Raw genomic sequence first — 21659 nt, forward strand, 5'->3', positions numbered from 1 at the left:
GCTTACACCTTCGACACAAGAGGACGGCCGAGCAGGCCTTGGGGCCGAAAGACCAGAACGAGAACGAGCAGCGAGAAGCTGAAAACGTCTTTGTAGTCCGAGTTGACCAAGCCAGAGAACAGCGACTCGGAGATCCCGAGAATGATCCCGCCAAGCATTGCCCCTGGCAGAGAGCCGATCCCGCCAAGTACCGCGGCGGTGAACGCCTTGATGCCAATGATGAAGCCCGCGTAGAAGTCGAATGTGCCGTAGTTCATGGTGATCAGCACGCCGGCCAGGGCCGCCATCGCCGCACCGATGATGAACACGTAGGAAATGACGCGATCGGTGTTGATCCCCAGGATCGAGGCCATCTTGCGGTCTTGCTGGGTGGCGCGGCACATACGGCCGAGCTTGGTGTACTTGATGACGTAGGTCAGCAGGGCCATCCCGACAAACGCTGCGACCAGAATGAAGATTTTGGTGTAGGTGAGCTGGACGAAGCCGGTTCCAACCTCAACTCGCCATGCACCAGTCAGCAGAGTCGGTACGCCTTGTTGACGGGCGCCTTGGGCAATCTGTGCATAGTTTTGCAGGATCAGCGAAATACCGATGGCGCTGATCAGCGGTGCCAGTCGGGTGGAGTTGCGCAGCGGTTTGTAGGCGACGCGCTCGATGACCCAGCCATACACCGCCGTGACGATGATGGTGAATACCAGGGTGCCAAGCATCAGCAGGGGGAAGGATTCAATACCGAAGTATGCCAGCAGAGCCAGACTGATTGCCGCGAGGTAAGCGGAAATCATGTAAACCTCGCCGTGGGCGAAGTTGATCATGCCGATGATGCCATAGACCATTGTGTAGCCGATGGCGATCAGGCCATAGACCGACCCGAGGGTCAGGCCGTTGACCAGTTGCTGCAGGAAAATACCATCCATAACGCAATCTCACGCAGTGAGAACCTGCACACCAGTGATGTGCGATTCTTCTAGGAAAAATACAGATTTACGTCGGAGCAATGTCAGCCACGATCAGCCTGGCCCCACTGATTCCGTGTGGGAGCGAGCCTGCTCGCGAAAGCGGTTGTACATTCAACAAAGCTGCTGTCTGTCAGTCCGTCTTCGCGAGCAGGCTCGCTCCCACAGGGACTTGTGGGGCTCAACTGATCGTGTCAGCCCTTACTTCTGTTTTTCCAGCTGGTGGTATTTGCCATCCTTGTCCCACTGGTAAACCACGTAGTCGGAGACTTTCAGGTCGCCCTTGGCGTCCCACTCTTTCTTGCCCATTACGGTCTGGACCGAGTTGGCCTTCAGCCATTTGGCCGCCGCTTCGCCATCATTCTTCTTGGCGCCATTGAAGGCAGCCGCGAGGGTCTGGACCGAAGCATAGGCGTACAGGGTGTAGCCTTCAGGCTCGGTGCCCTTCTTGCGGAACTCGTCCACGACAGTCTTGCTGTCTGGCAGCAGACGCGGGTCGGCACCAAAGGTCATCAGTACGCCGTCAACGAATTGCGGACCGCCAGCGGTGGTCACCAGTTCGTCGGTTACGATGCCGTCGTCGGACATGAACTTGACGTCTTTGAGGCCTTGCTCACGCAGTTGACGAACCAGAGGACCGGCTTCCGGGTGCAGGCCACCGAAGTAAACGACGTCGGCACCAGCGCCGCGGATTTTGGTGACGATGGTGCTGAAGTCTTTTTCGCCACGGGTCAAGCCTTCATACAGCACTGGCGTTACACCGCGCTTGGCCAGTTGAGCCTTGGTAGCATCCGCCAGACCTTGGCCGTAGGTGTCCTTGTCGTGCAGGACCACCACTTTCTTGCCCTTGAGCACGTCGACGATGTAGTCACCGGCCACGATGCCTTGCTGGTCGTCACGCCCGCACATACGGAACATGGCACTCAGGCCGCGCTCGGTAACCGCCGGGTTGGTGGAACCTGGAGTGATCGCGATGATGCCCGCTTCGTCGTAGATCTCGGAGGCCGGGATGGTCGACGAGGAGCAGAAGTGACCGACTACGCCAGCGACTTTCTGGTTGGTCAGGTCCTTGGCGACCGTCACAGCCTGTTTCGGTTCGCAGGCGTCATCGCCTTTGACCAGTACGATTTTTTCCCCGTTGACACCGCCAGCGGCGTTGACTGCATCAGCCGCTGCCTGCGCACCCTTCATGTACTGCTCGCCAAATGCAGCGTTGGCGCCTGTCATCGGCCCCGCCACACCAATTTTCACATCAGCCTGTGCAAACGCAGAAACACCCAACGCAGTTGCCACTGCGAGGGCCAGAAAGCCTTTCTTGTAAAACGTCTGGGACATGAGGTGGTGCTCCAAGGTTTTTTTTAGTTGGCACTGCGACTTCTCTGAATGCTCAGAGCAAGGGCCGTGCCATCGGTTTTTTATTCTGAAAAAAGTCGCTGCCTTATTGTTATTTCGACTGTTTCGGGCCCATTTTCATTGGGCGTGCAACCGTCTAAACCGCGAGAGGTGAAACCTTTTATATTTAAAGGCGCAACCCGTATGCGCCATCATTGCAACCGCAGCGCCAAACGATGTGCAACCAGCCTGTAACAGCCCGCGTCACCGAACTGCACACTGCTGGTGCGGGACTGCTACAACCCGCACCATTACAGGCTAGCCGCTTCGCTGAAAAGCGCCGCTTCCAGCAACATATTTCAACAATCAGATGACGATCCGCAGGCACTGGCCCGCGTGATACAACGAAAATCCGGCTTCATACAGGCAGCTTCGCAGCCCCACACCCGCCAATGGCTGCATGGGCGCGAAAGGAATCGGCAAGGCCTGAGGATTTCCATTACACAAATAATCGGCAAAGGCTTTGCCGACGACTGTACCGGTAGTCACGCCTCGACCGTTGTAGCCGGTGACGGCCACCAGACCTGGTGCCGGCTCAAACAGGCGCATCAAATGATCCGGCGTGAAAGCGATACAACCGGTCCAGGTGCATTCCCACTCCACCGGCTTCAAGTACGGAAAGTAATGCTGCTGAACCCGGTCGGCCCAGGCTTTCAGGAACCAGGTCGGTTTCTGGTTGCCATTGCCGAGACTGCCGAGTAACAACCGCCCTTCGGCATCGCGACGGATGCTGCTGAGCACCTGCCGGGTGTCCCAGGAACCCTGGCCGCCGGGCAGAATCTGCTGCGCGGCGTCTTCGGTCAGCGGCACCGAGGCCACTTGATAGTAATAACCGGGGAAAAAGTTGCGCCGCAGCTCCGTCCAGTCGCCTTCTGTATAGGCGTTGGAGGCGATGACCACCTGCTCGGCCAGCACCGAACCCTGGGCGGTTTGCACCGACCAGCGCTGGCCCTGACGTTCGAGTCGGGTCACCGGTGAATGATCGAACAGCTGACCGCCGAGGCTGATGGCCGCGTTGGCCAGCCCCGTGGTGTAGGCCATCGGGTTGATCGTGCCGGCACGCCGATCGAGCAGAGCGGCGGCGATCTTTTTTGTGCCGGTGGCTTGTTCGCAGGCTTGACCGGTTAACAGTTCCACCGGTGCACCACGACGTTTCCATTGTTCTTCGCGACTGCGCAGATCCGCTTCGCCACGCGCGTTGTGCGCCATGTGCAGCGTGCCTTCGCGGCGTAACTGGCAATCGATGTTGTATTTGTCGACCAGGCTGAACACCAGGGACGGCGCCGCACCCAGCATGCGGTTGAGCTGACTGCCGACCGCCTCGCCAAAACCGGCTTCGATTTCATCCGGTGGAATCCACATTCCGGCATTGACCAGCCCGACGTTACGCCCTGAACCGCCATGCCCGGCGCGATGCGCTTCCAGCACACAGACACTTTTACCTTGTTCCAGCAGATGCACCGCCGCCGACAAACCGGTGAAACCGGCACCGATGACGCAGACATCCACCGTCACCTCGCCCTTGAGCGCCACGTTGTCGGGCCTTTGCGGCGTCAGTTTTTCCCACAGACACTCTTCGCGTAACGGCATTGCCAGACTCCAACAGAAACCTAACAAACACATCCATTCCAGTGTGGGAGCGGGCTTGCTCGCGAAGGCGTCCGTGTATTCAGTATCTATGTGACTGAAAGACCGCTTTCGCGAGCAAGCCCGCTCCCACATTGGATTTTCATTGGATCAAAGATCTGAGCTCATCTCAGTCGAACGTAATCCCCTGAGCCAACGGCAACTCCAGCGAATAGTTCACGGTATTGGTCTGGCGACGCATGTACCCGCGCCATGCATCCGAACCGGACTCACGACCACCACCGGTCTCTTTTTCGCCGCCAAACGCACCGCCGATCTCCGCCCCGCTCGGGCCGATGTTGACGTTGGCGATCCCGCAATCGCTGCCCACCGCCGACATGAACTGCTCGGCTTCACGCACGTCGGTGGTGAAGATGCACGATGACAGGCCTTGTGGCACGGCGTTGTTCAGGCGCAACGCCTCTTCGAAATCGTTGTAACCGATCACGTACAGAATTGGCGCGAAGGTTTCGCTGCACACCACATCGCTCTGCTCCGGCATTTCGACGATGGCCGGCGAAACGTAGTAAGCGTTGGGGAATTTGTCTTCCAGCTGACGCTCGCCGCCGAACACCCGGCCGCCTTCGCTCAAGGCCTGCTCCAGCGCGTCCTGCATGTTTTCGAAGCTGTGTTTGTCGATCAGCGGCCCAATCAGATTGCCTTCCAGCGGATGGCCGATGCGCACCTTGGAGTAAGCAGCTTTGAGGCGGGTGACGATTTCCTCCTTCACCGATTCATGGGCGATCAGGCGACGCAACGTGGTGCAACGCTGACCGGCGGTGCCGACGGCGCTGAACAGAATCGCCCGTACGGCCATGTCCAGATCGGCGCTTGGGCCGAGGATCATCGCGTTGTTGCCGCCCAGCTCGAGAATGCTGCGGGCAAAACGTGCCGCGATTTTCGGCGCCACTTCGCGGCCCATGCGGGTGCTGCCGGTGGCGCTGACCAGCGCGACACGTGGGTCATCGACCAAGGCTTCGCCGGCATCGCGGCCGCCGATAATCACTTGGCTCAGGTGCGGCGGGGCGTCGCTGAAATTTTTCAGGACGCGGTCGAACAACGCCTGGCAGGCCAGCGCGGTCAGCGGGGTTTTCTCCGACGGTTTCCAGATCACCGGGTTACCGCAGACCAACGCCAGCGTGGCGTTCCAGGCCCAAACGGCGACCGGGAAGTTGAACGCACTGATCACGCCGACGATGCCCAGCGGGTGCCAGGTTTCGCGCATGTGGTGGCCAGGACGCTCGGAGGCGATGGTCAAACCGTACAGCTGACGGGACAGACCGACCGCGAAGTCGCAGATGTCGATCATTTCCTGAACTTCACCCAAACCTTCCTGAGTGATCTTGCCAGCTTCCCAGGACACCAGTTCACCGAGGTCGGCCTTGTACTCGCGCAAGATGTCGCCCAATTGGCGCACCAATTCGCCACGGCGCGGCGCCGGAACCTTGCGCCACAGTTCGAACGCATGATCTGCGCGACTGATGTGCTGCTCGACTTCAGCGGCGCCTTCCCAGTTCACGGCAGCGATACGGCTGCCATCGATAGGCGAATGCACCGGCACTTTGCCGTTCTGGTACAGGGCCGGGTTCACACCAAGACGATCAAGCAATGCGGCAACCATGGGTCACTCCTCAAGCAAAAAACAGAAAACGTGCAGCCGGATTCATTCGGCTGATCAGGTCTGTAGTTTTAGCTCCCCGGAGGTTACCCAACAAACGACCTTTAAGAGAGATATCATTCCGTTTATTCATGCTGCGAATCTGCCGGTAAAAAAGAGCATAGAGAAACAAGAAAAAGGACCACCCATGCTGAATAAACGCTACTTGCCGTCGATCACCGCATTGCAGTGCTTCGAGGCCGTGACCCGGCATTTGAGCTTCACCCGTGCCGCCGAAGAGCTGAACCTGACGCAGAGCGCTGTCAGCAAACAGGTCGCGCAACTCGAAGAGTTGTTACAACACTTGCTGTTCCGTCGGGTGCGCCGACGTCTGCAAATGACCCCCGCTGGCGATTTGTACCTGGTGGAGGTGCGAAAAATCCTCACCCAAGTCGAAATGTCGACCCATTACCTGCGCTCCTACGGCGGTGACACCGAAGTCTTGCGAGTCTCGACACCTCCGACCTTCGGTGCACGCTGGCTGGTGCCGCGCCTGAAAGGTTGGCGCCTGCGTCATCCGTCGATCCATCTGGACCTGTGCAGCGAACAGGAAGCGGATGATCTGCTGCAAGGTCGCAGCGACCTGGCGTTCTACTTTGGCCAGGGCTCTCGGCCCGGCACCGAATGCCTGAAGCTGTTTGGCGAGGAGCTGGTGCCGGTCTGCGCACCGGGCAGCCTGCCGGACACGCCGTTCACCGACCCTACGCAACTCACCGACCTGGTCCTGCTGCAAAACGCTTCCCGGCCTCAGGCCTGGCACGACTGGTTCGACAGCCAGGGCTACCACACCGAACACAGCTACCACGGCCCGCGTTTCGAAACCTTCTACATGTGCATCCGCGCCGCCCAGGTCGGCTGCGGCGTGGCGCTGCTGCCGAAGTTTCTGGTGGAAGAGGAATTGGCTGACGGCAAACTGGTCATTCCCTGGAAGCATGCGATGCCCAGCACCGACGCCTATTACCTGGCGTATCCGGAGCATTCGGCGGAAGTGCCCAAGGTGCGGGATTTTGTGAAGTGGATGTTGGAGCAGATCGATAGCCCGGATGCGCCGCACAATTGAGATATCACACGACTTTTGTGGCAAGGGGGCTTGCCCCCGGTGGGTCGCGTAGCGGCCCTAAAACCGGCAACACGGTTATCAGACTCATCATGTCGTCACGCAATGACAAAGAGGCCATCAACGACTTTGGTTTGAGCGAGACGTCCGCGCAGGTCATCATCGATGGCGGGATCATCCATGCTGTACAGCCGCACCCTGCGATAGGCATTTGTTCGATTGATCTCCTGTCCGAGATACTCCCAAACAACCCTCGAACACGCAGGAGCACGATGGTCAGCTGCGGAAACGCCCATCTTCAAGCCATTGAGTCGAGTAATACAGCTTTTGAAGCTCGGGATAAGAATGGTTTGGCTAATCTCGTTGGACGTCAGCGATTCATAATCAATGAGGAACAAGCGATCCTGTAGGTAGTAGGCAACTCCCACGTATCGATATTGCTCAAACTCCCCATCCGGCCCAGCTATCTGTAAGCGTTCATTTCGCTCGTATACGAAATGCTGTCCCTCTTCGTATATGTGCACCAAGGAACACAGAATGGAACCAGGCTCTGTCATTGCGTGGTAGTACTCGTAGTAGTAACCCGTATGAGCTTTTAGCTGTGACGAAGACTGTTGACGAAGGTGATCAAGCATCCGCTGCGGCGCCGTTACCTCGCTGGAAGGACTAATTCGTCTCGCTTTAACGCCAATAAGAATGATGAATTGCTCTGTCGGCAGACCTATTTCGTATTCTTCGACTCCGAAAAAATCACAGATCCGTTTTAGGTTAAAAGGTGTGGGAAGGCTATTGCCGCACAGATATTTATTAAATTGCCCACGATTAATTCGAAGCTTCCTACAGACTTCCGCGACAGATCGGTAGTGACTACACAGCAGTCTTAAGTTAGCCGGAAGAAAATCACGCATACAAGCCTTCACAATAGTGCCAGAAGACTCAAACATAGCAGCAATTCGCATCACTTTTAACCAACTTGCGAAATTGCGCAGAACGATAGATGACTGGATATTACGGGACCTGAAAGCTTTCGGGACTCGCCACACTATCAATCCGCTAGCACTCTAAACAGCAAGGAGCTTTGAATGCTTGATGTCATCAATGACTTTCTCTCTGGAAAGGTTTTGATACCTTTAGTTCTTGGACTTGGAACCTACTTCACCGTCCGGTCGCGATTTGTGCAGCTTCGCTACTTCGTACACATGATTTCTGTATTACGTGGCAGCTCGCATACTGCCAACAACCACTTGAGCTCATTGCAGGCATTGACGCTCAGCCTGGCCGGACGGGTCGGAACCGGCAATATCGTTGGCGTCGGCATTGCCGTGAGCATGGGCGGACCCGGTGCAGTGTTCTGGATGTGGATGACCGCTCTATTGGGGATGTCGAGTAGCTTTTTTGAATGCGCACTGGGTCAACTCTACAAGCGCTGCGATGCAAACGGTCAATATCGTGGGGGCCCGTCCTGGTACATCCAGCATGGCCTGGGCAAACGCTGGCTCGGAACGATTACTGCACTCCTGCTTTTGGTGACCTTCGGGTTTGCCATCAATGGCCTTGAGTCTCATGCCGTATCGCATTCGCTCAACAATGCCTTTGGTTTATCGACGACATGGTCCGGACTCATACTGTCTTTGTTGCTGGGCATTGTGTTCGTGGGTGGTATAAAGCGCATCGCGGCAGTCGCCGATTTATTGGTTCCCCTTAAAGTCGTTGCCTATATCGGTATAACGCTCTATGTGATCGTGCTGCAAATCGAACAAGTCCCAGGAGTGCTGCTCAGCATTGTCAAAAGCGCGTTCGGACTGGATCAGGCTTTTGGCGGGCTGGTGGGCAGTGCAATCATTATGGGGGTGAGGCGCGGAGTGTTCTCCAATGAAGCAGGACTGGGCAGTGCGCCTAACGTCGCCTCTGCGGCAAAAATCGCCCATCCGATAGCTCAAGGCGTGGTGCAAGCGTTCAGTGTCTTCATCGATACCATCGTTATTTGCACGTGTACCGCGTTGATCATTTTACTTTCCGGTTTTTATACCCCCGGTTTCGAAGGCGACGGCATTGCGTTGGCACAAAACTCGCTAGCTGAGGTAGTAGGCGATTGGGGCCGGATGTTTATCAGCGTGGTACTTGCCCTGTTTGTGTTCACGGCAATGCTCTACAACTACTATCTAGGAGAAAACAGTTTACGATTCATCTTCACAACGCCCCATAAATCATTAATTGCGTACCGCATATCCGTATTGTTGCTGGTCTTTTGGGGCTCGGTTGAAGACCTTTCCACGGTGCTCGCGTTTGCAGACATCACCATGACACTTTTGGCCTTGGTCAACCTTATTGCGATGACATTGCTATTCAAAGTTTGTATGCGAATACTGGGTGACTATGATGAACAACGTCGTGCAGGAACAAAAATCCCGGTTTTTGACTCAAGCAAATTTAGCGATCTGGATCTCGACTTGATAGCTTGGCCGGCGGTAACAAATCCTCTCTCGTCGAAGAGCCCTGTTTGTACGAATCGGCCCGTAGCTAAAGCTCAGATCGCATAAACCCCAATGAACGCTGAGCCATTGCACTTATGCGATGGCTCAGCAAATAAGCAATGCCCAGGCAACAACACTCATTAAAAAACAATCACTCGCGCCCTCACACCCCAAGAGCGCTCAAGGAGTTCGTCTGTGAATCGCTATCAACCTCTTAAATCCAACGCATCTAACATTCCAACTTTTTATATAGACTCGCACGTCGCACCCCATCTGTTATTTGAAGATGCCTGCTTCAGAATACGCGCTGCCACGAGCCTTTTAGAGGCGCTGACCTCTGTAACCGTCAAGCATACTAATGATGCTGATTTTTTCCGCCTGATACTTCCAGCCTATTTATTGCTACAGGACGGCGTCGACGCGCTGGACCAAATAACATTTAAAGGATTGTAAATCATGGCCAAATCAGTGACCCATGAAATGATAAAAGCAGCAATGATCAAGGCAATTGAAACAGGGCTTGTTCCTCGTCACTCACACCTTGATGGCTATTTAAGAAGTTGGGAAAGCCTGGCGCTCGTCATCCAGGCAGCGCTTGAGGCAACAGCAGATAATTGAGGAACCACAGGTGTTTGCATTTGAAGGTGCCAGCAACATGTGATTATTCCATCATGAACACAAAAAAAGCTGGCAATCCTCACCGCTGATATGCGCCACTAGCCCCATTCATTGAAACAGCTGCAACGTCGCTGCCACGGGCCGCGGCCAGCCTGGAGAACCCGTTATGAGCGAGAGTGTGTTTGCCGATCGCATCGTGCAGAACCTGCTCGACACCGACTTCTACAAACTGACGATGATGCAGGCGGTGCTGCACAACTACCCGAACGTGGAAGTCGAATGGGAGTTTCGTTGCCGTAACAGTGAGGATCTGCGCCCGTACCTGGCGGAGATCCGTTTCCAGATCGAGCGCCTGGCCGAGTTGAGCCTGAGTGCCGATCAGTTGAGCTTTCTGGAGCGCATCAGCTTCCTGAAACCGGATTTCCTGCGTTTTCTCGGTCTGTTCCGCTTCAATCTTCGCTATATCCACACAGGGATTGAAAACGGTGAGTTGTTCATCCGCCTGCGCGGGCCGTGGCTGCACGTGATTCTGTTCGAAGTGCCGCTACTGGCCATGGTCAGCGAAGTACGCAACCGTTATCGCTACCGGGAAATCATTCTGGAACAGGCCCGTGAACAGCTCTATCGCAAGTTCGACTGGCTGAACGCCAACGCCAGTAGCGATGAATTGTCCGAGTTGCAAGTAGCCGATTTCGGCACTCGCCGTCGCTTCTCGTACCGTGTACAGGAAGAAGTGGTGAACGTGCTCAAACATGACTTCCCCGGTCGCTTTGTCGGTACCAGCAACGTGCACCTGTCCCGGGAGCTGGACATGAAGCCGCTGGGCACCATGGCTCACGAATGGATCATGGCCCATCAGCAACTCGGTCCACGGCTGATCGACAGCCAGATTGCCGCCCTCGACTGTTGGGTTCGCGAATACCGGGGTTTGCTGGGGATCGCCTTGACCGACTGCATTACCTCCGATGCCTTCCTCAATGATTTCGACCTGTTCTTTGCCAAGCTCTTCGACGGCTTGCGCCACGATTCCGGTGACCCGGTGCAGTGGGCGGAAAAAGCCATCGCCCACTATCACAAGCTTGGCATCGACCCGATGAGCAAAACCCTGGTGTTTTCCGACAGTCTGACGCTACCCAAATCTCTGGAGATTTTTCGGGCATTGCGCGGTCGGATCAATGTCAGCTTCGGTATCGGTACTAACCTGACGTGTGACATTCCGGGTGTCGAACCGATGAGCATCGTGCTTAAAATGACGGCCTGCAACGGCCAGCCAGTGGCCAAGATTTCTGATGAGCCTGGCAAGACTCACTGCAAAGACCCGAATTTCGTCGCCTATTTGCGACATGTTTTCCAAGTACCTGCCGCCATTTCCAGCCCATCTAGCAAGGAGTGAATTCATGCAAGCCGTACAGCGTGAGATTGCTGAACAGCTCAAGGTCCAACCGCCGTTTGCGGATCAACTCGCCCTCGAGGCTGAAGTTGCCCGGCGGATCACCTTCATTCAGGACTGCCTGGTCAATGCCGGGCTCAAGACGCTGGTGCTGGGCATCAGCGGCGGCGTGGACTCCCTGACCGCCGGCCTGCTGGCCCAACGCGCCATGCGTGAACTGCGCGAGCGCACTGGTGATGCCAACTACAAGTTCATCGCCGTGCGCCTGCCTTATGGCGTCCAGTTCGACGAACATGATGCCCAGGCCTCAGTGGACTTCATTGCCCCCGATGAGCGCCACACCGTAAACATCGGCCCGGCGGTCAAATCCCTGGCCAGCGAAGTGGCGGCCTTCGAGGGTAAGGAGGCGGTGCAGAAGGATTTCGTGCTGGGCAACACCAAGGCGCGGATGCGCATGGTCGCGCAATACACCATCGCTGGCGCGGCTCACGGCCTGGTGATCGGCACCGATCACGCGGCAGAAGCGGTGATGGGTTTCTTCACCAAATTCGGTGACGGCGCCTGCGACCTCGCACCGCTGAGCGGCCTGGTGAAAAATCAGGTCCGGGCGATTGCCCGCAGCTTCGGCGCGCCGGAGTCGCTGGTGGAAAAAATCCCGACCGCCGACCTCGAAGACCTGTCGCCGGGCAAACCGGACGAAGCGTCCCACGGGGTGACCTATGCCGAGATCGACGCCTTCCTGCACGGCGAACCGGTGCGTGAGGAAGCGTTCAAGATCATCTGCGACACGTACAAAAAGACCCATCACAAGCGCGTGATGCCGTTCGCGCCATAAGGACGTCGGCGTCTGTACCGACGCCTTCGCGGGCAAGCCACGCTCCCACAGGTTTTGTGTCGGCCCCCGGTAATGGGCACGACACAAATCCTGTAGGAGCGAGGCTTGCCCGCGAAGAACGATGACTCGGTCAACCGTCAGACACAAAAAAAGCGTCCCTAGCGGACGCTTTTTTATGCGCTTGATTCGATTACTTCAGGGTAACCGTACCTTTCATCATCGAGATGTGGCCCGGGAACGAGCAGAAGAAACCGTATTTTTCAGCAGCATTGAGCTTCGACACGTCGAAAGTTACCGAGTCGGTTTCCTTCGCGCCGATGACTTTGGTGTGGGCGATGATGCGGGCATCACCTTCTTTCAGGTAGTTCTTATCGATACCTGCCGCCAGGCCGTCGGTGGCGATCGGCTGCATGTCGGCTTCTTTGCTCAGCACCCAGTTATGACCCATGACGTTTTTTGGCAGGCTGCCGGAGTGGGTCAGTTCAACGGTGAAGGTCTTGCAGCTTTTGTCGATTTCAATGGCCTTGGTGTTGAAGGACATCTGATCGGTGGAGTCGATGGTCGTCTTGCACTCGGCAGCCATCAATTGGCTGCTGGCCAGTGTCAGCAGGGATACCGCAACAAGTTTGGCAAACATGGTGAATCTCCAAGGCAGGGTTAACAAAAGTGCTAATGGACAGAAGACTGCCTGAAATCTTCGCAAGTTCCTATGACCTGAATCAAAAATTGTATACAACTTTCGGGCTATGACACTCATCGAAACAATCTACCAGCCAGACGTCTGGCACGGCCCTATCATCAGGGCCGTCATCTCTCATCTGGAGCGTCTGTCATGTCTTTCAACAGCTTGTTGTGCAGTTTGCTCGCCGCCTACGCCTGCGGCGCCAGTGGCACCTATGAAACGCCAAAACGCGAGGTTTAACCCTTGGAACGAGGCAAGCCTGCCTTTACTCTGTGGCCCTGATGACCATGGAGTAAGGCATGTCTTTAGCGTCCGTTTGTGTATTTTGCGGTGCCAGCACTGGCACTAACCCGGTTTATCGTGAAGCGGCTGTCGCCCTGGGGCGAGCATTGGCCGAGCGCAAGCTGACTCTGGTCTATGGCGGCGGCGCCGTCGGGCTGATGGGGATCGTTGCCGATGCCGCGCTGGCGGCCGGCGGTGAAGTCATCGGGATCATCCCGCAGAGCCTCAAGGACAAGGAAATCGGCCACAGCGGCCTGACTCGACTGGAAGTGGTCGACGGCATGCATGCGCGCAAGGCGCGAATGGCCGAGCTCAGCGATGCCTTCATCGCTCTGCCCGGCGGCCTGGGCACACTGGAAGAGCTGTTCGAAGTCTGGACCTGGGGCCAGCTCGGCTATCACGGCAAACCGCTGGGTTTGCTGGAAGTAAACGGTTTCTACAGCAAATTGACGTCTTTTCTTGATCATATCGTCGGCGAAGGCTTCGTTCGCGAAGCGCACCGTGACATGCTGCAAATGAGCGAATCGCCGCAAACCCTGCTCGATGCACTGGACGCCTGGCAGCCCTCGGTACCGCCAAAATGGACCGAGCAAAAACCCAGCTAACGGCTCGGCATCGATACAGGGCAGAATATGCGCCGCTCAACCTCACCTTCGACCCCAGAGGATCGCCCATGGCTAAACCTAATTATTCCTTCGCCAAACGTCAGAGAGACTTGGCCAAGGAGCAGAAGAAAGAGGAAAAGCTTCAGCGCAAGAAAGCTACAGCTGAAGAAGAAGCAGCAGCACTGAACCCGGATACCGAAGGCGAAGTGGCTACAGACGAAACTGAAGCACCGAAAGATCAGGCGCCCGACGCCTGAGACCCTCAGGGCCCGATGATCTGATCAGGCCCACCGGATCTGTGTCCAGGGTCAGCAACGATGTTGCTGACCCTCACAGTCCAAACTGAAATCCCTCTCCAAGAAACTGCACACTCCCTGTGGGAGCGGGCTTGCTCGCGAAAGCGGTGGGTCAGTCGACGTCAATGTTGAATGTTCAACCGCTTTCGCGAGCAAGCCCGCTCCCACACTGGATGTTGGTTACTCCAACGGCATTACTGTGACCCGAACCTCCGGATCATGGCTGCCACCGCCCAGGATCACTCCACGCAACGGCGACACATCGGAAAAATCCCGGCCCCAGGCCAGGGTGATGTGCTCCAGCGCCGGTTGCACATTATTGGTCGGGTCGAAATCCACCCAGCCCAGCACCGGACAAAATACCGACACCCAGGCATGAGACGCATCGGCACCGATCAGCCGAGGCTGGCCCGGTGGTGGCTGGGTCAGCAAGTAACCGCTGATATACCGCGCGGCTAATCCACGGGAGCGCACACAAGCGAGCATCAAATGTGCAAAGTCCTGGCAAACCCCGCGCCGCCTCTCCAGCACTTCCACCAGCGGCGTCGCCACTTGGGTCGCTTCGGCGTCGAAGGTGAATTCGCTGAAGATCTTCTCCATCAACGCCTGAACCCCCAGCAGCAATGGCCGGCCAGGAGGAAAACAACTTTCCGAGAACTCGACGAAGTTGCGCTTCAAGTGCACATAGGGCGATTCGAACCGGTAACGGCAGGCTTCAAGTATCTCGGATGACAGCGGCTGACTGCTGTAGGTCAGTGCGTTGCAGGTCTCTTCCCAGGCTGGCGATTGATTGAAGTCCAACGATGGCCGGGCCAGCACTTCGACCGTCAGGCTGGCATTGACCAGCAACTCATCGTGCGGCCGCTCGAATGCCAACCGGGTCAGCGGATTACCAAACACATCCAGCTCATCCCGGCGCGAGGTCGGATCGGGACTGATCTGCAATTGCTGATCGGTGCAGCGCTGCCAAACGCAAGCCCGCGGCCACAGGTGCGCCAGTTGCTGGGCCAGGGACACCGGGCTGTCATAGTGATAGTGGGTGTCGTGGAAAATCTGGTAACGGGCATTCATCAGACGGACACCGTGCGTTGGCTGACATCATCGACATGGGCGAAATGGCGCAAGGCCAGGCGATCCGATACTTGTCCGCTGGCATCGGCGATCTCCTGCAACAGATCGGCCAGCCCCTCTATGGCGGCGCGAACACTGGCCTCGCCAAACAGTGGGTTTTCCAGGCAACCCAGATCGAAGCGCGCCAGCCGCTCCACCAACTGCGGCAGACCTGTTTCGCGCGGCGCACCAAAGTCGTCGTTCAAGCGCTTCAACGTACGGGTCACCAGTTTCAACTGGAACAACACCGCATGAGGGTTCTGCTCGTCGAGCAACAACAGGTCCAGCACCGGGATCAATTGCGCCACCGCCAGATACCGCGAGCGGTAGGTGATGCTGCTGTTGCCCAACTCCAGCAGCCACTCCAGCCCGGCCTGATCGAAAGCCCCGGCGCCACGCAGAAACGCCGCCAGACTGCCGCTGAGAAACTGCAGCCGTTCGATCCGCCGACCGATCATCAGGAAACGCCAACCTTCGTCCCGAGTCATATCGTCAAGGGCAAAACCGGACAGCGCCGCCAGCGACATCACCAGTCGGTTGAGGAAATCCAGCAGCTCGCCGAAATCCGGCTCTTCGGTTTCCAGTTCCATGGCCTCGCGCTGCAATTCCACCAGCGCTTGCCAGTTCTCTCGCGAGAGCTTGCCGCGTACTTGCGACGCCGCCCACTGCAAGCGTTGCAGGTTGGAGCGCAGGCTGAACGGCCAGTCATCGCCGAGCAGCGCAGCCAACAATCGCTCCGGCAACTCGCCCTCCTCCGGCAACAGATTCAGGCGTTCACCGAGATCGACTGCCGCCTCCAGGGCTTGCGGGTCATCGCCATCGACATAGCGCGCGAGCATGATCCGCAGCAGTCGTGCACTGTCATCGCAGCGCTCGCAGTAACGGCCGAACCAGAACAGGTTCTCGACCACCCGCGATGGCAGATACGGATCGCGTCGCACAAGATCGTGAACGCCAATGTTGCGCTGGGCTTTCCATTGTTCGCCGTTGGGCGGGCGATCGCCCAACACCCAAGTGTCCTTGCTGGCGCCGCCGCGCTGCATCGACACCACTTCGGCGTCGGCTTCGGCGGCAACCCGGGTCAACCCGCCGGGCAGTACTCGATAGCCGTCCCGACTGGCCACCGCATACACACGCATGCCAATGGCCCGCGGTTGCAATTGACCACCTTCGGCCTGCCAGATCGGCGCCTGGGACAGTTGCGCCAATTCTTGCGCAACATAGGCGTAAGGCCGTGCCTGCATGCGCTCAGCCAAGGCTTGACGCTGTTTTTCACTCAAATCACGACCAAACACTGGGGCGAAGCTCTGCGACGGAAACGCCGGTTTGATCAACAGCTCCGGCAGCTTTTCCAGGGCCTGGGCCAGCACCGGCGCTTCGCCGCACCACCAGGTCGCGATGGACGGCAGAATCAGCTCTTCGCCGAACAGATACTGATTAATCTTCGGCAGGAAACCCAGCAACCCCGGTGACTCGAGCACGCCGCTGCCGAGGGCGTTGGCCACCAGCACCCGGCCCTGACGCACAGCTTCAAGCAGCCCCGGCACGCCGAGGGCCGAGTCGGTGCGCAGCTCCAGCGGGTCGCAGAAGTCATCGTCGAGCCGACGCATGATCGCGTGGACCCGACGCAGGCCGCTCAAGGTTTTCAGGTAGACCGTGGCATCCCGGACGGTCAGGTCGCCACCCTCTACCAATGGATATCCGAGCTGGCGAGCCAGGTACAGATGTTCGAAATAGCTTTCGTTGAAACGCCCCGGCGTCAGTAGCACCACCAGTGGCGCTTCGTCATCGCTCGGCGCCTGACGAGCGAGCGTTTCCTGGAGCGTGCGAAAGAATCCGGCCAGGTGCTGCACCTTCAAATCGCGGTACAACTCGGGAAAGGCTCGGGACACGATGGTGCGGTTTTCCAGCGCGTAACCGGCACCGGATGGCGCTTGCGTGCGGTCCGCCGTCACCCACCAGCGACCGTCAGGGGTGCGCGCCAGATCCACGGCGTACAGATGCAAAAAGGCCCCGTCGGGCGGCGAAATGCCCTGACAGGGCCAGAGGAAGTTGTTGTGACCGAACACCAGCTCAGCCGGCAGCAGGCCTTCGGCGATCAAGCGCTGAGGGCCGTACAGATCCGCCAGCACAGCATTGAGCAAGCGCGCCCGCTGAGCGATCCCGGCCGATAACTGTTCCCACTCATCGGCGGCAATCACATGGGGCAGCAGGTCCAACTCCCATGGCCGGTCAGCGCCCTTGGGGTCGGCGTAGACGTTATAGGTCACGCCGTTTTCCTGGATCTGCCGGGTCAGCAGCGCCTGACGCTGCACCAGTTGCGCTGGTGTGCTGCGTTGCAATTGATCGAACAGCCGCTGCCAATGCGGGCGCACGGCGCCGCTGTCGTCGAGCAGTTCGTGATAAGTGCCCGCGGTCAGCGGGTAGCGGTCAAGCAGGTCAGGCATGGAAAGCTCGGCAGACAGCAAAGAACGGTCAGACTAACGCAGGCTCATGACGCCCGGATATACGAAAAATCCGAGCGTCGTGTACGGTTTAGAAACGTCGCAAATCGAGAGTCATCGGCAGCTCGTCGTTAATTTCCAGATTCGGTATAGGAAGTTTCCCTGGCGTGTGTCCGACACGGAAGAAACGCGCCATCCGCCGGCTCTCGGCCTCGTTGGCGTTCACCGGCAGGCTGTCGTAGTTGCGCCCGCCCGGGTGGGCCACGTGGTACTGACAACCGCCCAGCGAACGCCCCATCCAGGTATCGAGCAGATCGAACACCAGCGGCGCGTGGACCGGGATGGTCGGTTGCAGGCAATTGGCCGGTTGCCAGGCCCGAAAGCGTACGCCGGCGACGAACTCACCGACCCGACCCGTGGGTTGCAATGGCACCGGGATGCCATTGCACGTCAGCAGATAACGCTGAGGCGGCAGGCCGCTGAGCTTGACCTGCAAACGCTCCAGCGACGAATCCACGTAACGAACCGTACCACCCGCCGCACCTTCCTCGCCCAGTACATGCCAAGGCTCCAGCGCCTGACGCAACTCCAGCTCAATCCCGCTGACCGCATAGTCACCGACCTTGGGAAAACGGAATTCCAGATGCGCTGCGAACCACTCGGCCCGCACGGGATAACCGGCGGCATTGAGGTCGACAATGACGTCAGCGAAATCCTGCTCGATAAAGTGCGGCAACAGGAACCGGTCGTGCAGCTCTGTGCCCCAGCGCGCCAGTTTCGGCGGCGCATAAGGCTCGCGCCAGAACCGCGCCACCAGCGCCCGCAGCAACAACTGCTGAGCCAGGCTCATGCGCGCATGGGGCGGCATTTCAAAGGCTCGCAACTCTAACAATCCGAGGCGCCCGGTGGCGCCGTCCGGCGAATACAGTTTGTCGATGCAAAACTCGGCGCGGTGGGTGTTGCCGGTCACGTCGATCAGCAAATTGCGCAGCAAGCGATCCACCAGCCATGGTGGACACTCCTCGCCCGGCTTCGGCATCTGGGCGAAGGCGATTTCCAGTTCGTACAGCGAATCGTTGCGCGCCTCATCCACCCTCGGCGCCTGAGACGTCGGGCCGATGAACAATCCGGAAAACAGGTAGGACAAGGACGGATGGTTGTGCCAGTAACTGATCAGGCTGCGCAGCAGATCGGGACGGCGCAGAAACGGTGAGTCAGCCGGGGTCGCGCCACCCAAGACGAAATGGTTGCCGCCACCAGTACCGGTGTGCCGGCCGTCGATCATGAACTTCTCGGTGGTCAGTCGCGTCTGGCGCGCCTCTTCATAAAGAAACTCGGTGCGCTCCACCAACTCATCCCAGGTGGCGGACGGCTGAACGTTAACCTCGATCACGCCCGGATCTGGAGTAATGCGAAAGTTGCTCAGGCGCGGATCGCTCGGCGGTTCATAGCCTTCCAGCAACACTGGGCAATGCAATTCCTCGGCGGTGGCTTCGATGGCGGCGACCAGTTCCAGATAGTCCTCGACCCGCTCCAGTGGCGGCATGAACAGGTACAACCGGCCTTCTCGCGCTTCGGCGCAGAAGGCGGTGCGGGTCAGCCAGTCGGCGGACTCGTCGATCTTTGGCGCACGCTCGTTGGCCGTTTGTGGTTGAGCGTGATGCTGTAGCTGGTCGGTGCCTGGCAGCTCAGGGAAATCCTGATTCGGGTCGACAGGGTGAATGAACGGATACTCCGCAGCCTTCACCCAGGGCTGCGAACCGAGTGGCAAGCGATACCCCAGCGGCGAATCCCCCGGCACCAATCGGCAATGCTCTTCCCGCAGATACCAGCGACCGCTCTGCCACTGATCGCCCTTGGCGGTGCGCGCCAGCGGCAGGACCTGGCCAATCACCTTGTCCAGCCCCTGGCTGAAGACTTTGCGCAGACGCGTACGCTCCAAAGGCTCTTCGAGACGTGAGTCTTCGGCGCTGACGTTCTGCGGCAAAGCGCCTTCGCGCCAGAGGTAATAGAAATTGTCTTCGTAGGCCGGGAACACAAAGCGTGTCGGAATTTTCAGGCGTTCGGCGACACTCGCCAGAAAACGCCCGGCCAACTCGCCATCGGCGCCATAGTCTTCCTGCTCATCAGCGATCAATGCGCTGTTGTGCCAGATCGGTACGCCGTCGCGGCGCCAGTAGCAGTTCAGCGACCAGCGCGGCAGTTGCTCGCCGGGATACCACTTGCCCTGACCAAAATGCACCAGTCCCTTGGGCGCGTAATGCTTGCGCATGCGCTGGAACAGCTCGGCGGACAGACGACGTTTGTCGGGCCCAAGCGCTGCGGTGTTCCATTCCGCGCCGTCCGGGTCATCGATGGAAACGAACGTCGGCTCGCCGCCCATGGTCAGGCGCACGTCGCCTTCAAGCAGGTCGGCATCGATCTGCCGGCCCAATGCCTGAATCGCCAGCCATTGGTCTTCGGTGTAGGGCTTTGTGACTCGCGGCGCTTCCCAAATCCGCTCGACCGACATTTCGTGGGTGAATTCGCACTCGCAAGGTTCCACCAAGCCACTGATCGGTGCCGCAGAGGACGGGTCGGGACTACACGCCAACGGAATGTGCCCTTCACCGGCAAACAGCCCTGAAGTCGCGTCCAGGCCGATCCAGCCAGCGCCAGGCAAATAGACCTCGCACCAGGCGTGCAGGTCAGTGAAGTCCACTTCGGTGCCCGAAGGGCCGTCGAGGCTTTTGACATCGGCGGTCAACTGAATCAGGTAACCGGACACGAAACGCGCCGCCAGGCCGAGGTTGCGCAGCAACTGCACCAGCAACCACGCCGAGTCGCGGCAGGAACCGGAGGCATGCTCAAGAGTGTGTTCCGGGGTCTGTACGCCTGGTTCCATGCGAATCAGGTAGCCGATGTCTTCGCTGAGGCGCTGGTTGAGCGCGACCAGGAAATCCACGCTCGGTAGCGGCGTGCGATCGATGCCGTCCAGATAGGCCTTGAATTTCGGCGTCAGGGGCAAGGTTTCCAGGTACGGCGCCAGCTCTTTGCACTCATCCGCGGCATAGGCGAAAGGGATCTTTTCGGCGTAGGGCTCGAGGAAGAAGTCGAACGGATTGAACACCGCCATCTCCGCCAGCAAGTCGACCTCGATCCGCAGCTCATCGGTTTTCTCCGGGAACACCAACCGCGCCAGGTAATTGCCCTGGGGGTCCTGCTGCCAGTTGATGAAATGCTGCTCGGGCGAGACTTTCAGCGCATATGACAGTATCCGCGTGCGGCTATGGGCAGCCGGGCGCAGGCGAACGATCTGCGGACCGAGCTCGACGGCGCGGTCGTAGCGGTAATGCGTGACGTGATGCAATGCGACATGAATCGACACGGCGTGCCTCCTGCGAGCCTTAAGCGTTATCGAAAGCGCGCAAGACTTATGCCATCCGGCAGGCTGGCGCTTTCACAGATTTGCTCAGGGCAGTACAGCACCAAAATCGGGCGGGAGGAGATTTTGCGTTGGGGCATTTGCACATAATTGTGGCAAAGATCAAAAGATCGCAGCCTTCGGCAGCTCCTACGCAGGAATATGCGTTTCCATGTAAGAGCTGCCGAAGGCTGCGATCTTTTGATCTTCAGGCCCAACGCAAAACGCCAACCCGAAGGTTGGCGTTCTGTTCAGCTCAAACGAGACTTAGCGCGGCACTACCGGCTTGCGCGCAGGCTTGGGCCCCTTGCCTTTGGCCGCGTCCTTGCGTTCCTTGGCCGCCTGCTGGTTGCGGGCAAATGCCGCCGCCTTGGCCTGCTCACGCTTGTCCCACGGGTTGCCGCCATCGCTGGCACGCGGTGGCAGACCGGTGTGCTGGGTCAGGATCTTGGTGGTCTTTTCCCCGGCCACTTTGTGGCTGCCGGCCGGTGTCGAGTTCTTGCGACGGGCGCTCTGGTAACTGTCGGTCGCCGGTTGATGCAGCGGGATCAACTGGTTCTTGCCCGGCCCGATCAGATCGGCGCGGCCCATGCGGGTCAACGCTTCACGCAGCATCGGCCAGCCTTTGGGGTCGTGATAACGCAAGAACGCCTTGTGCAGGCGACGCTGTTCTTCGCTCTTGACGATGGTCACGGCGTCACTCTTGTAAGTGACCTTGCGCAGCGGGTTCTTGCCCGAGTGGTACATCGCGGTAGCGGTAGCCATCGGCGACGGGTAGAACGCCTGCACCTGGTCGGCACGGAAACCGTTGCCCTTGAGCCACAGGGCCAGG

18 protein-coding genes are annotated in these 21659 nt (G+C 58.3%); 8 read left to right on the plus strand and 10 right to left on the minus strand.

Features of this window, described 5'->3' with window-relative positions; translation table 11 throughout:
• Window positions 1–2 precede the first annotated feature (2 nt).
• From ACIPLA_RS15485 to ACIPLA_RS15500, 4 genes are all read right to left on the minus strand, one after another.
• Entirely contained in the window at window positions 3–917 is a 915-nt protein-coding gene (locus ACIPLA_RS15485; protein ID WP_192345939.1) for an ABC transporter permease subunit, read from the minus strand.
• 240 nt (window positions 918–1157) lie between these two features.
• Window positions 1158–2291, minus strand: coding sequence for an ABC transporter substrate-binding protein (locus ACIPLA_RS15490; RefSeq protein ID WP_123499813.1), 1134 nt, complete (start codon window positions 2289–2291; stop codon window positions 1158–1160).
• Window positions 2292–2654: 363 nt separating this feature from the next.
• A complete protein-coding gene (locus tag ACIPLA_RS15495) occupies window positions 2655–3938 on the minus strand; it encodes an NAD(P)/FAD-dependent oxidoreductase (protein WP_401173933.1) in 1284 nt (427 codons plus the stop codon).
• A 166-nt stretch (window positions 3939–4104) separates the two neighbouring features.
• A complete protein-coding gene (locus ACIPLA_RS15500) occupies window positions 4105–5595 on the minus strand; it encodes an aldehyde dehydrogenase family protein (RefSeq protein ID WP_218397219.1) in 1491 nt (496 codons plus the stop codon).
• 184 nt (window positions 5596–5779) lie between these two features.
• Between ACIPLA_RS15500 and ACIPLA_RS15505 the strand changes: the two genes are divergently transcribed.
• Window positions 5780–6691: a LysR family transcriptional regulator gene (locus ACIPLA_RS15505; RefSeq protein ID WP_305423873.1), complete on the plus strand. Its 912-nt coding sequence runs from the start codon at window positions 5780–5782 to the stop codon at window positions 6689–6691.
• A 95-nt stretch (window positions 6692–6786) separates the two neighbouring features.
• On the opposite strand, the gene ACIPLA_RS15510 is transcribed toward ACIPLA_RS15505, so the two are convergent.
• The gene (locus ACIPLA_RS15510; RefSeq protein ID WP_401173938.1) at window positions 6787–7596 is read right to left on the minus strand and encodes a helix-turn-helix domain-containing protein; all 810 of its coding nucleotides are present in this window, start codon (window positions 7594–7596) and stop codon (window positions 6787–6789) included.
• A 174-nt stretch (window positions 7597–7770) separates the two neighbouring features.
• Between ACIPLA_RS15510 and ACIPLA_RS15515 the strand changes: the two genes are divergently transcribed.
• The 5 genes from ACIPLA_RS15515 to nadE all read left to right on the plus strand — a co-directional run bounded on the left by ACIPLA_RS15515 (window position 7771) and on the right by nadE (window position 12005).
• Window positions 7771–9228 (plus strand): alanine/glycine:cation symporter family protein, encoded by a 1458-nt coding sequence (locus ACIPLA_RS15515; RefSeq protein WP_401173941.1) that lies wholly within the window; start codon window positions 7771–7773, stop codon window positions 9226–9228.
• Window positions 9229–9357: 129 nt separating this feature from the next.
• The gene (locus tag ACIPLA_RS15520) at window positions 9358–9615 is read left to right on the plus strand and encodes a hypothetical protein (RefSeq protein WP_401173944.1); all 258 of its coding nucleotides are present in this window, start codon (window positions 9358–9360) and stop codon (window positions 9613–9615) included.
• Between the two features lie 3 nt (window positions 9616–9618).
• Window positions 9619–9780 (plus strand): hypothetical protein, encoded by a 162-nt coding sequence (locus ACIPLA_RS15525; RefSeq protein WP_401173947.1) that lies wholly within the window; start codon window positions 9619–9621, stop codon window positions 9778–9780.
• A gap of 166 nt (window positions 9781–9946) precedes the next feature.
• Window positions 9947–11173 carry a nicotinate phosphoribosyltransferase gene (pncB, locus tag ACIPLA_RS15530; RefSeq protein WP_192345946.1) on the plus strand — a complete coding sequence of 409 codons (1227 nt, stop codon included), beginning with the start codon at window positions 9947–9949 and terminating at the stop codon, window positions 11171–11173.
• 4 nt (window positions 11174–11177) lie between these two features.
• On the plus strand, window positions 11178–12005 hold the full coding sequence (gene nadE / locus ACIPLA_RS15535; RefSeq protein ID WP_123358670.1) for an ammonia-dependent NAD(+) synthetase: 828 nt from the start codon (window positions 11178–11180) through the stop codon (window positions 12003–12005).
• A gap of 190 nt (window positions 12006–12195) precedes the next feature.
• On the opposite strand, the gene azu is transcribed toward nadE, so the two are convergent.
• The gene (gene azu / locus ACIPLA_RS15540) at window positions 12196–12642 is read right to left on the minus strand and encodes an azurin (RefSeq protein ID WP_192345948.1); all 447 of its coding nucleotides are present in this window, start codon (window positions 12640–12642) and stop codon (window positions 12196–12198) included.
• 344 nt (window positions 12643–12986) lie between these two features.
• Between azu and ACIPLA_RS15545 the strand changes: the two genes are divergently transcribed.
• Both ACIPLA_RS15545 and ACIPLA_RS15550 read left to right on the plus strand, forming a co-directional pair.
• Window positions 12987–13574, plus strand: a complete 588-nt coding sequence (locus tag ACIPLA_RS15545; protein WP_192345950.1) for a TIGR00730 family Rossman fold protein — start codon at window positions 12987–12989, stop codon at window positions 13572–13574.
• Between the two features lie 68 nt (window positions 13575–13642).
• Window positions 13643–13831 carry a hypothetical protein gene (locus ACIPLA_RS15550; RefSeq protein WP_007902706.1) on the plus strand — a complete coding sequence of 63 codons (189 nt, stop codon included), beginning with the start codon at window positions 13643–13645 and terminating at the stop codon, window positions 13829–13831.
• Between the two features lie 219 nt (window positions 13832–14050).
• On the opposite strand, the gene ACIPLA_RS15555 is transcribed toward ACIPLA_RS15550, so the two are convergent.
• From ACIPLA_RS15555 to ACIPLA_RS15570, 4 genes are all read right to left on the minus strand, one after another.
• Window positions 14051–14941: a transglutaminase family protein gene (locus ACIPLA_RS15555; protein ID WP_123499827.1), complete on the minus strand. Its 891-nt coding sequence runs from the start codon at window positions 14939–14941 to the stop codon at window positions 14051–14053.
• Window positions 14941–17427, minus strand: coding sequence for a circularly permuted type 2 ATP-grasp protein (locus ACIPLA_RS15560; protein ID WP_401173953.1), 2487 nt, complete (start codon window positions 17425–17427; stop codon window positions 14941–14943). The genes ACIPLA_RS15555 and ACIPLA_RS15560 overlap by 1 nt, the downstream gene beginning before the upstream one ends.
• An 88-nt stretch (window positions 17428–17515) precedes the next feature.
• The gene (locus tag ACIPLA_RS15565) at window positions 17516–20791 is read right to left on the minus strand and encodes a DUF2126 domain-containing protein (protein ID WP_401173956.1); all 3276 of its coding nucleotides are present in this window, start codon (window positions 20789–20791) and stop codon (window positions 17516–17518) included.
• 303 nt (window positions 20792–21094) lie between these two features.
• On the minus strand, window positions 21095–21659 hold a 565-nt coding region (locus ACIPLA_RS15570; RefSeq protein WP_401173958.1), incomplete at its 5' end, for a DUF3362 domain-containing protein.

The sequence above is a fragment of the Pseudomonas sp. NPDC086112 genome, from assembly GCF_044746425.1.
Taxonomy (GTDB): Bacteria; Pseudomonadota; Gammaproteobacteria; order Pseudomonadales; family Pseudomonadaceae; genus Aquipseudomonas.

Excerpts from the sequence above, each read along its gene's own strand:
- ACIPLA_RS15525 (WP_401173947.1), top strand. The coding sequence starts at position 9,619 with ATGGCCAAATCAGTGACCCATGAAATGATAAAAGCAGCAATGATCAAG.
- ACIPLA_RS15505 (WP_305423873.1), top strand. The coding sequence starts at position 5,780 with ATGCTGAATAAACGCTACTTGCCGTCGATCACCGCATTGCAGTGCTTC.
- ACIPLA_RS15485 (WP_192345939.1), bottom strand. The coding sequence starts at position 917 with ATGGATGGTATTTTCCTGCAGCAACTGGTCAACGGCCTGACCCTCGGG.
- ACIPLA_RS15515 (WP_401173941.1), top strand. The coding sequence starts at position 7,771 with ATGCTTGATGTCATCAATGACTTTCTCTCTGGAAAGGTTTTGATACCT.
- ACIPLA_RS15545 (WP_192345950.1), top strand. The coding sequence starts at position 12,987 with ATGTCTTTAGCGTCCGTTTGTGTATTTTGCGGTGCCAGCACTGGCACT.
- nadE (WP_123358670.1), top strand. The coding sequence starts at position 11,178 with ATGCAAGCCGTACAGCGTGAGATTGCTGAACAGCTCAAGGTCCAACCG.
- ACIPLA_RS15500 (WP_218397219.1), bottom strand. The coding sequence starts at position 5,595 with ATGGTTGCCGCATTGCTTGATCGTCTTGGTGTGAACCCGGCCCTGTAC.
- ACIPLA_RS15495 (WP_401173933.1), bottom strand. The coding sequence starts at position 3,938 with ATGCCGTTACGCGAAGAGTGTCTGTGGGAAAAACTGACGCCGCAAAGG.
- azu (WP_192345948.1), bottom strand. The coding sequence starts at position 12,642 with ATGTTTGCCAAACTTGTTGCGGTATCCCTGCTGACACTGGCCAGCAGC.
- ACIPLA_RS15555 (WP_123499827.1), bottom strand. The coding sequence starts at position 14,941 with ATGAATGCCCGTTACCAGATTTTCCACGACACCCACTATCACTATGAC.
- pncB (WP_192345946.1), top strand. The coding sequence starts at position 9,947 with ATGAGCGAGAGTGTGTTTGCCGATCGCATCGTGCAGAACCTGCTCGAC.
- ACIPLA_RS15510 (WP_401173938.1), bottom strand. The coding sequence starts at position 7,596 with ATGCGTGATTTTCTTCCGGCTAACTTAAGACTGCTGTGTAGTCACTAC.
- ACIPLA_RS15550 (WP_007902706.1), top strand. The coding sequence starts at position 13,643 with ATGGCTAAACCTAATTATTCCTTCGCCAAACGTCAGAGAGACTTGGCC.
- ACIPLA_RS15560 (WP_401173953.1), bottom strand. The coding sequence starts at position 17,427 with ATGCCTGACCTGCTTGACCGCTACCCGCTGACCGCGGGCACTTATCAC.
- ACIPLA_RS15490 (WP_123499813.1), bottom strand. The coding sequence starts at position 2,291 with ATGTCCCAGACGTTTTACAAGAAAGGCTTTCTGGCCCTCGCAGTGGCA.